Here is an 11,207-nt window from a genome sequence, read left to right as displayed (position 1 = left end):
ACGAAAATAAACATGATACAATCGGATAAGATATATATTCGAGGAAGGACAGTGGTTTTCATGATTATTCGTAATGAACAAGATTTAGAAGGCTTACGAAAAATCGGCCGCATCGTTGCGCTTGCACGTGAAGAAATGAAAAAACAAGCGAAGCCAGGTATGACAACGAAAGAGCTTGATTTGATCGGTAAAAAAGTATTAGATGAGCATGGTGCTATTTCTGCACCTGAAAAAGAATATGATTTCCCAGGTGTAACTTGCATTAGTGTAAATGAGGAAGTTGCTCATGGTATTCCAGGAGATCGCGTATTAAAAGAAGGCGACTTAGTAAACGTCGATGTATCTGCTGCACTTGATGGCTATTATGCAGATACAGGTATCTCATTTGTTCTTGGAGAAGACGAAGCAAAAGAAAAGCTTTGCCAAGCAGCGGTTGATGCATTTTGGGCAGCAATGAAAAAGGTTAGAGCTGGCTCAAAACAAAATCAAATTGGTCGTGCTGTTTCAAACTTCGCACATAAAAGTGGATACAATGTTATTCAAAACTTAACTGGTCACGGCATTGGTCTTAGCTTACATGAAGCACCAAATCACATTTTAAGTTACTATGATCCAATGGATAATGCGCTTCTAAAAGACGGTCTTGTTATCGCTGTAGAACCGTTCATCTCTATGAAAGCTGATCATATTATTGAACGTGGTGACGACGGCTGGACATTCGTTACACCCGATAAAAGTCTTGTTGCACAATGTGAACATACGGTTGTCGTAACGCGCGGCGAACCAATAATTTTAACAGAAATCTAATACCAAAAACGGCTGTTTTGTAGATTTATTCCACATAAAACAGCCGTTTTTATTTTTGGGAAAATATGTGAACTACTGTTGAACTCTTTATCATTTAAGTATATAATCTTTAGCGGAGGTTACTTAAGCTTATCTTTACTAAAAAGATATTGTAACTAAAAACACCTTCTTTCTTATTGTTTAAACAGTCTCAAAAATGACCGTAGTAACGTGTTAGTCGAATATTCTGTAATCCTTATATTCCTCTAACAATGTAAGAAACTATCATCTTTCAACTTCGGTCCACTAATCGCACAACTCTCTTTAGACAAAATAAATGACTATTTTCAAAGTACGTATTGTCTTCATTCTGACCAAAACCAACCCTATCTAGCTTTTTATCTCCACATAACTTTAAGGCAAAAATAAGCCTTCACAAAGGGATACACTACATTGGTTAGTATGTATCGTAAAACTTACCTTTATAACCATTCTTTTTTACTAGATATACATGAAAACTATCTCACATATAAAGGTCTGATATCATTCTTTATATCAGTATTTTTTTCGACATTTTTTGTCGAATTGTGTATATTTCCATAGAACTGTGTAAATATACATTTTGTTTTACGTTAAACAATTTTACTTTGAACATAATCCTGTTTGTCTGAGAACGCGTATAGAAACGGAGGGATAGCAAAAATAAATAGCTTATAACAAATACTTTTAATATTCCATTTGTTCATGTGGAATAAGTCCCCAATGGACAAATGAATGTTCAGAGGAGGAAAAATGAAAAAACTTTTCAATGTATGTTTAATTGTATTCGTACTATTTTCGCAACTTGCTAGTTTTCCATACAATCAAGTAAAAGCGGAAACCTTAACAGGAGATTCCTTATTTGACACTGTTGAAATGAAAGATGCAACGAATCATATTATTGACGAAGCATTAAATCCTAAAAACTTAATAAATGCAGGATCAATCATTCACCTAGAATATGCTTGGTCAATAAAAGATCATCAAATTGCACAAGAAAAAGATGCAACAGTTCTTCAAATACCTAACGCATTAAAAGTAAAAAATGACCAACAAGGAAACTTGATGGCAGATCAACAAATTATTGGTCAATATTTTGTTACGGCAAACGATAACAAAATGAAAATAGTCTTTAACAATTCAGTAAAAGATTCAAAAGGTGTTAAGGGAAAAATTAAATTTGACACTGTATTCAATCCAGATTTAAAACCTGGCATAAAAGCCGTCCCACTCACTTTCCCTCTAGGTACAGTAGCTAAGACTATCTCAGTTCCTGTTCAAGTAGATAACCCTACTTCACCTACTATTAATAGTGATGATGCTAAGCAGACTACCGAAGAGCAAAAGAACGGTGACGCACAGCAACCTACTGAACAGCCAAAAGATGGTGAAACACAGCAGAAACCTGCGGAACAACCAAAAGATGGGAATCCTCAGCAGCCTGCGAAACAGTCAAAAGATGGTGAGACACAGCAGAAACCTGCGGAACAACCAAAAGACGGGAACACTCAGCAACCTGCGGAACAGCCGAAAGACGGGAATCCTCAGCAGCCTACTGAACAGCCAAAAGATGGCGGGACACAGCAACCTACTGAGAACCCTGGTGATAACACAACAGGGCAACCTGTTGAAAATCCAGACCCATCACCTAAGCAAATTAAAGAAAATATTTTAACAAGCGTAAAATTAACAGATAAAGACGGAAAACCATTTAATGATACAGATAATCGTCCAAATCCTGATTCTGCTGCCAATATCGATTTTACATGGGAAGTTTTAGAATCATTAAAAGTAAAAAAGGGAGATTACTATATTTTCCAACTTCCGGAATATTTTATCGTCCACAACACCATTACACAGCCTTTAGTTGATGGAACAGGACATGAAATTGGGACGTTCGTTGTTGACTTAAACGGAAAAGTAACTATGACTTTTAACGAGTACGTTGAAGACAATCCTAATATAGATGGTCATTTAAAAGTTGGTACGGAATTCAATAAAACAAAAATTAAAGGGACTACGGAACAAAAAATTCCTTTCCCAATTAAAGAACAAGACGTTATTATCGAGCTTGATTTCAAACCTAATGTAAAGAAATCTATGAATAAAAAAGGTATACCTGATAGACCGATTAATACGAATCAAATCAATTGGACAGTCGAAATGAACAAAACAAAAGACATTCTTACAAACGCTGTCTTCCAAGACAATATTCCAAATGGAGCCAGTCTCAATGAAGATTCTATTAAGGTTTATGAGTTAGAAGTAGATATTAACGGGAAAACGACTCGTGGAGCCGAAGTTAGTAAAGAAGAATATACACTCACTTCATCCTCCGATAAATTAAATATCGCTTTTAAAAATGAAACGAAAAAAGCATATCAAATTGAATATGCGACAAAAATTACTGACGAAAGTGTTACTAGTTTCAAAAATGAAGCAAAAGTATCCAGCAAGAATCAAGGAGATGTATCCGCAAATGCAACTGTAACTGTTTCACGCGGTACACATCTAGAGAAAACTAGTAAATATAATCCAAAAACACAAACAATTGAATGGACAATTACTTTCAACGGTGACCAAAGAGATATTAAACAATCTGATGCGCTTTTAAAAGACATCTTGGACAAATCTCATAAAGTTGATGCAAGTTCTATCGTGGTTAAAAATGCTTCTTATGATAATAACGGAAAACTTGTTACAGGTGACAACGCCACAAACTTTACTGTAAAAGAAACCGATGAGGGATTTGATTTACAATTTAATGAAGATATTAATAGTGCCTATGTGATTACTTATACATCGAAAGCCAAGAATGATGTTATACAAGATGGCGAAATCGAAAATACAATTATTGCAGATGGAAAATGGAGTAAAACAAACAAAGTTACATTACAACAACAAAACATCATAAAGAAACATAATAAAAATGCAAACGATACAGATTACAATAAGAAAACAACGAAATGGACAATTATTGTAAATGATAACAATTACGTGTTAAATGATGCTGTTATCACTGATACGTTTGACTATAGTGGACTTACATTACAAAAAGATAGTTTCAAAATTACTGATGGATCAACTGAACTGAAATTAGACTCTGATTACACACTTGATGTAACAGCTGACGGATTCAAAGTAACACTAGCTGGTAGTTATAAGTCTAATATGGATAAAACTTTAACCATCACGTACACAACAGACTTTAATTACGAGACTCTATCTAAAAAGGATGATAATAAATCATTCAAAAATACAGCTGAGTTATCATGGAAAGATATAAATGGGAACGATAAAAATAGTAAATCTCATGATAGATTCAATCCTGACGGCTATACAAAAGGAAACGGATTTAAATACGGTTCTTACAATGCCCAAACGAAAGAAATCAAATGGGACATAGGGTTTAACTATAATAACAGGACTATTAAAGACCCTTCTATCGTTGACGTACTAGAAAACAATCAAAAACTTATACCAGACTCCATTGAGATTCATCATATGGAATTAACTGGTGGTGCAGACGGTTATAAATTAGGGGCACTTGTTTCCCCTGACGAATATACGGTAGAAAATGCAACGAAAGATAATAAAAATACATTAACGATTCATTTTAAAAATGAAATTAAAACAGCGTACCATATCAGCTTTAAAACTTCACTTGCAGGTGAAGAAATTAATAAGCGCTATGATAATTACGCCAAATTAAAAGATGGATCGGAAACTATCGCCAATATTCATGGTGCATTCGAGATCAAAAATGGTGGTAGCGGCGTTACGAAAAAAGCAAAACAAAATGACAAGTACATTGATTGGAGCGTTTCTATTAATGCAAGTCAATCAACGATTGAAAATGCTGTCGTAACAGACGATCCGACAGACAATCAAATTCTCGATGAAAAGTCATTCCACCTATATGGGACAACAGTAGCCGTGGATGGCACTTTAACGAAAGATACAACAAACGAATTAAAAGAAGGAAAAGACTATAAACTCAAAATAACAACAGACAACAATACGGGGAAACAACAATTTACAATTGAATTTCTTCATACTATCGATCGAGCTTATATTTTAGAATACCGTTCACTCATTAATGCAGATAATAATGAAAAGGTAAGCAATAAAGCGAAGATTACTGGTAATAGTTTGAAATTAACAGAAACTGAAAAAATTGAAGAAATAGTAGTTAAAGTATCTTCTGGATCTGGAGGCGGTTCTGCTACTAAGGGACGCGGAAACCTTCAAATTAAAAAAGTAGATAATGCAGATCCAAATAAAATTTTATCTGGCGTAGTATTTACTTTATTCGATCGCACAGGTACAACTGCTATTCGAACAATTACAACAGACAAAAATGGTATCGCTCAGTTTAACAACTTAAAACGCGATGAATATCTGCTCAGAGAAATGAAAACTCTTGATGGCTATGTCATTAGTAAAGAATTAAAAGCAGGTAAACTTGTTAAGCTTGGTGCAGAAGAAACTACAACATATACTCTTAAAAACGAGAAATTTGTTGGAAAAGTAGTACTTACAAAGACTGATGCTCATAACAAAGAAAAGCTTAAAAATGCAGTTTTCTCTCTGCTTGATCAAAACCATAATGTCATTCCTGAACATAAAGAATTAATAACAAATGATAAAGGACAAATTACTGTAGATAATTTAAAACCAGGAACTTACTACTTAAAAGAAATAAAGGCTCCTGAACATTATCAATTAGATGATCGACTTATTGAATTTACAATCGAGGAAGATCAAACAACAGTAATTAATAAAGAGGCCCAAAACAACTTGATTAGAGGCTCAGTTATCCTAACAAAAGTTGATAAAGAGGGTAATACTTTAGAAGGTGCAGTATTTAGTGTACGGGACCGAAATAACAAAAGAATTCCTGGTTATACCAAATTAACGACAAATGGTAACGGACAAATCGAAGCGAAAAATTTACTTCCTGGAGAGTACCAATTTGTTGAAGAAAAAGCACCTGAACATTATGAAATAGATAAAAAACCGCTTAAATTTACAGTTGAAAAGAGCCAACAGAAAGCACTTACTGTTACAGCGACAAATCACCTCATTAAAGGTGGTGTCACTTTAACGAAAGTCGATGATGTCGATGGCACTGCCCTTGAAGGTGCTGTATTTAAAATTGTCGATGCGAATGACGAGAAACAAGTAATTCGTGAAAATATAAAAACAGGTTCAGATGGAAAAGTTACCGTTAAAGATTTAGAGCCTGGTGCTTATAAATTTATCGAAACAGAAGCTCCTAAGGATTATACGTTAAGTACAAACCCTATCGAGTTTACAATTGATAAAAGCCAACAAGCTCTTGCTACTGTTACGGCAAATAACAGCTTAAAAACGGGCGAGGTTGAATTATTAAAAGTTGATGAGTTTGGTGAGAAAAAACCACTAGAAGGTGCGGTATTCAAACTTGTCGATACAAATAATAATGACGTTTCCCCTCACACTAACTTAACTACTGATAAACACGGTAAAGTTAAAGTTAGTAACCTACGTCCTGGTACGTATAAATTTATTGAAATAGCTGCTCCTGAACATTACGTTTTACGAGCAGAACCTATTGAATTTACAATCGATAGAAGTCAGAAAGAAACTCTACTTGTGAAAGCTGAAAATGCTTTAAAACCAGGAGATGTTGAATTAACAAAAGTTGATGATATCGATGGTACAGCTCTTGAAGGTGCTGTATTTAAAATTGTTGATGCAAATGATGAAAAGAAAGTTATTCGCGAAAATGTAAAAACTGGTGCGGATGGTAAAGCTATCGCTACTGGCTTACGCCCTGGCGATTATAAATTTATCGAAGTAACAGCACCGAAGTATTACGACAAAAATACAAAACCAATTAAATTTACGATTACAGAAAGTCAAACAACTCAGGCTACTGTTACCGCTAAAAACAGCTTAACAAAAGGCGGTATTGAGTTAACAAAAGTGAATGCTGCAGATGAAAAGGAAACACTTGAAGGTGCAGTATTTAAAATCGTTAATAGAGATACTAATGAAGATGTTCGTACGGACCTTGTTACGAATAGTAAAGGAATGCTAGTTGTAGATGACTTACGTCCTGGTAACTATAAGCTTATCGAAACAAAGGCTCCAACTTATTACGATGTAAATGTAGAACCAATTGAATTTACAATCGAAAAAGGACAACAAAAACTCCTTCCACTTACATTTAAAAATAGTTTAACGAAAGGAAAAGTTAAACTTATTAAAGAAGATGATGTGGAAAGTAGTAAAGCTCTTGCCGGCGCTGTATTCACATTGCAAGATGCAACTGGCAAAGAAATTATGAAAGATTTAACAACAGATGATTACGGAGTATTAGTTATTCCTGATTTAGCACCAGGGGATTATCAATTTATCGAAACAAAAGCCCCTGAACATTATAAATTAGACAAAACACCTATTAAGTTCACAATTAAAAAAGGTAGTAAGGAAGATCTTCCTATCCCTGTTACTGTAAAAAACAGTTTACTTACAGGTGGCGTCACTTTAACAAAAGTTGATGATGTTGATGGCACTATTCTTGAAGGTGCAGAATTTATAATCGTTGACGCTCATGATACTAAAAAGGTAATTCGCAAAGGTTTAACGACTGATAAAAACGGTAAAATTTCTGCTTCTGATTTACGTCCTGGAGACTATCAATTTATTGAAGTAAAAGCTCCAAAAGACTATACCTTAAGCAAAGACCCTATTCCATTCACTATCGAAAAAAGTCAAAAAGAGAATATTACTGTTACTGCTACTAACAGTTTAAAGAAAGGTGCAGTAACATTAACAAAAATTGACGACATCGATCGTACGATGCTCGAAGGTGCAATCTTTAAGATTGTTGATATGAATGGTAAGGAAGTTCATACGAATCTTGTTACAGATAAAAACGGTAAAATTTCTGTTTCTGATTTACGCCCTGGAGACTATCAGTTCATTGAAACAAAAGCTCCTGAGCACTATGTATTAGATGAAACAACGATTCCATTTACAATTGAAAGAAGTCAAACGAAAGAGATCAATGTTACAGGCAAAAATGCTTTGAAAAACGGTAGCGTTGAACTAACAAAGATTGACGATATTGATATAAATACAAAACTTGCTAACGCCGTATTTAATTTATTAGATGCAGACGGAGAGCTAGTTAAAGAAGGCTTAAAAACAAATGATGAAGGTAAAATTGTTGTTGAAAACCTACGTCCTGGTACGTATCAATTCGTTGAAACAATTGCTCCTGAACATTACGATTTAGATAAAAGACCTATCGTATTTACAATTAAAAAGAGCCAAACTGAAACTCTTCATGTCACTGCTACAAATACTTTAACAAAGGGTGCAGTTAAACTTTCTAAAGTTGATGATGTTGATGGCACTGTTCTTAAAGATGCAGTATTTAAAATTGTTAATATGAATGGTGATGTAGTTCATAAAGACCTTGTTACAAATGAACAAGGAATAATCGAAATTAACGACCTACGTCCTGGTGATTACCAATTTATCGAAACGAAAGCTCCGAAGCATTACGTTTTAGATGAAACACCAATCAAATTCACTATTGAAAAAGGACAGAAGAAAGCTATTTCTTTAACTGCTACAAATAGCTTAAAACAAGGTAGTATCGAATTACTTAAAGTTGATGATTTAAACACTCAAACAAAACTTGCTGATGCGGTATTTAATTTACTGGATCAAGATGGCAAAGTACTTAAAACAGATTTAAAAACAAACAGCGAAGGTAAAATCGTTATCGAAAACTTACGTCCTGGTACGTATCAATTCGTTGAAATAACGGCTCCTGAACACTATGATTTAGACAAAAAACCAATTATATTTACAATTGAAAAAAGCCAAAAAGATATTGCTACCGTTACTATGAAAAATAGTTTAACAAAAGGCGGCGTGGAACTTTCTAAAGTGGATGACGTCGATGGCACTACTCTTGAAGGCGCAGTATTTAAAATTGTGGATATGAATGGTACTGTAATTCGCAAAAATCTTGTTACGAATCAACAAGGTAAAATTAGCGTTTCTGACCTACGTCCTGGTGATTATCAATTCATCGAGACAACGGCTCCGAAACACTACGATTTAAACAAAGAGCCGATTCCATTCACAATTACAAAGAGCCAAGCTGATCCTATCTCCGTTACAGCTACAAATAGCTTAACGAAAGGCGCTGTGGAACTTTCTAAAGTGGATGATGTAGATGGTACTGCTCTTAAAGATGCGGTATTTAAAATTACTGATCTGAATGGTAACGACATTCGTACTGAGCTTACAACAGATGTACACGGAAAAATTTCTGTTTCTGATTTACGTCCTGGGGACTATCAGTTTGTTGAAACGAAAGCTCCTGAACACTATAAATTAGATAGTACACCTATTAAGTTTACAATTAAGAAAAGCCAAAAAGAAAAGCTCCAAGTTACTGCTACAAATAGCTTAACTGAGGGTGCTGTAGAATTAGTAAAAGTGGATGATATAAATCCAGATACAAAACTTTCTGATGCAGTGTTTAACATCATCGATGCGAAAGGTAAAATTGTTCGCACTGATTTAACTACTGATAAAGATGGGAAGATTACTGCTACGAACTTACGCCCAGGAGACTATCAATTCATTGAAACGAAAGCTCCGAAAGATTACGATTTAAATAAAACACCTATTAGCTTCACTATCGAAAGAAGTCAACTAACTCACGCTTCTGTTACTGCTAAGAATGGCCTAACAAAAGGTGGCGTGGAATTAACGAAAGTTGACTCTATAGATAAGAAAGAAATGCTAGAAGGTGCGGTATTTAAAATTACTGATCTGAACGGTAACGACATTCGTACGAATTTAGTTACCAATAAAGACGGAAAAATCATCGCTAAAGACTTACAACCAGGAGACTATCAATTTATTGAAACAAAAGCTCCTAAACATTACGACTTAAATGAAGAACCAATTAAGTTCACAATCGAAAGAAGTCAAACAAAGCATGTCTTCGTTACAGCTATTAATAGCTTAACGGAAGGTAGTGTTGAGTTAATTAAAGTTGATGATGCCAAGCAAAACACAACACTTGAAGGTGCAGTATTTAAAATTGTTAATAAGGATGGACACGATGTTCGTACCGATTTAACTACTGATAAAAACGGCCGTTTAGTTGTGGGTGAATTACCGCCAGGAGACTATGAGTTTATCGAAACGAAAGCTCCTGAACACTATGACTTAAACAAAACACCTATTAAGTTCACAGTTAAAAAAGGCCAAGAAAAAATCGCCTCTGTTACTGCTACGAATAGCTTAACTAAAGGCGCAGTTGAATTAACTAAAGTTGATGACATCGATGGTACTACTCTTGAAGGAGCAATCTTTAAAATTGTAGATATGGACGGCAAGGATGTTCGTTCTGATTTAACTACTGATAAAGATGGGAAGATTTCTGTTTCTGATTTACGTCCGGGAGATTATCAGTTCATTGAAACGAAAGCTCCAACTGGCTATGATTTAAACATTAAACCAATTCCTTTCACAATTACGAAAGGACAATCTCAGATTACCTCTGTTACAGCTTTAAATAGTTTAACAACAGGTTCAATTGAGTTAACTAAAGTTGATATTGATCACCATGGAACACTTGAAGGTGCCATTTTCAATATTTTAGACCAAGATGGAAAAATCATCCGAGAAGGTTTAAAAACAGACCAACACGGAAAAGTAATCGTAAATGATTTGAAACCTGGTAATTATCAATTAGTAGAAACACAGGCTCCTAAAGGCTATCAATTAGATGCATCACCAATAAACTTTACAATTGATAAAGCCCAAGCTACACCACTACAAATTACAGTTTCAAATAAAAAGATTGAATCTTCGTCAGGTGGAGATGACAAGCCAGTTACTCCTCCAAATAAAGAAGAGAACAAAGGCAATGAAACATCTGAGAAACACGAAAACGGAACTTCCGAAGAAACATCGAATAAAACAGATAACAAACAGCAAGATGATCGAAATACGGATAAACACCTTCCAAATACAGGTCATAAAGAAGACCCTACACAAACAGTAGGTATCCTTCTTCTACTAGCTGGATTATTAAGTATTTTGGCTACAAAACGCAAAAAAAATTATTAATAATTTTTTCACATCCAATCACTCTCTCAATTGATTGGATGTTTTTTTATACAAAAAGGACGATACATAAAGTATCGTCCTTTTAACGGGGTGAGGCTGCCCAAAAGTACGGAAAACCTTTGAACAGCCTCTTATTTTCATATGGATGCCTTACATATATCACTGATAATAATTATGAAATGCGGAAACATAATTACCATCAACTGATTCAAACATGAGAAATGAAA

Annotated in this window: 2 protein-coding genes; both read left to right on the top strand. The window is 34.6% G+C overall.

The window, feature by feature from the left end; translation table 11 throughout:
* The first annotated feature begins 12 nt into the window (after positions 1–12).
* On the top strand, positions 13–807 hold the full coding sequence (gene map, locus IQ781_RS16290; protein ID WP_003313889.1) for a type I methionyl aminopeptidase: 795 nt from the start codon (positions 13–15) through the stop codon (positions 805–807).
* Positions 808–1,578: 771 nt separating this feature from the next.
* Entirely contained in the window at positions 1,579–10,980 is a 9,402-nt protein-coding gene (locus IQ781_RS16285) for a SpaA isopeptide-forming pilin-related protein (protein ID WP_139847020.1), read from the top strand.
* Positions 10,981–11,207 lie beyond the last annotated feature (227 nt).

It is taken from the genome of Bacillus sp. N447-1 (assembly GCF_022701035.1).
GTDB lineage: Bacteria > Bacillota > Bacilli > Bacillales > Bacillaceae_G > Bacillus_A > Bacillus_A cereus.
Note: the sequence above shows the minus strand (reverse complement) of the source record. Positions and strands in the feature narration are given on the sequence as shown.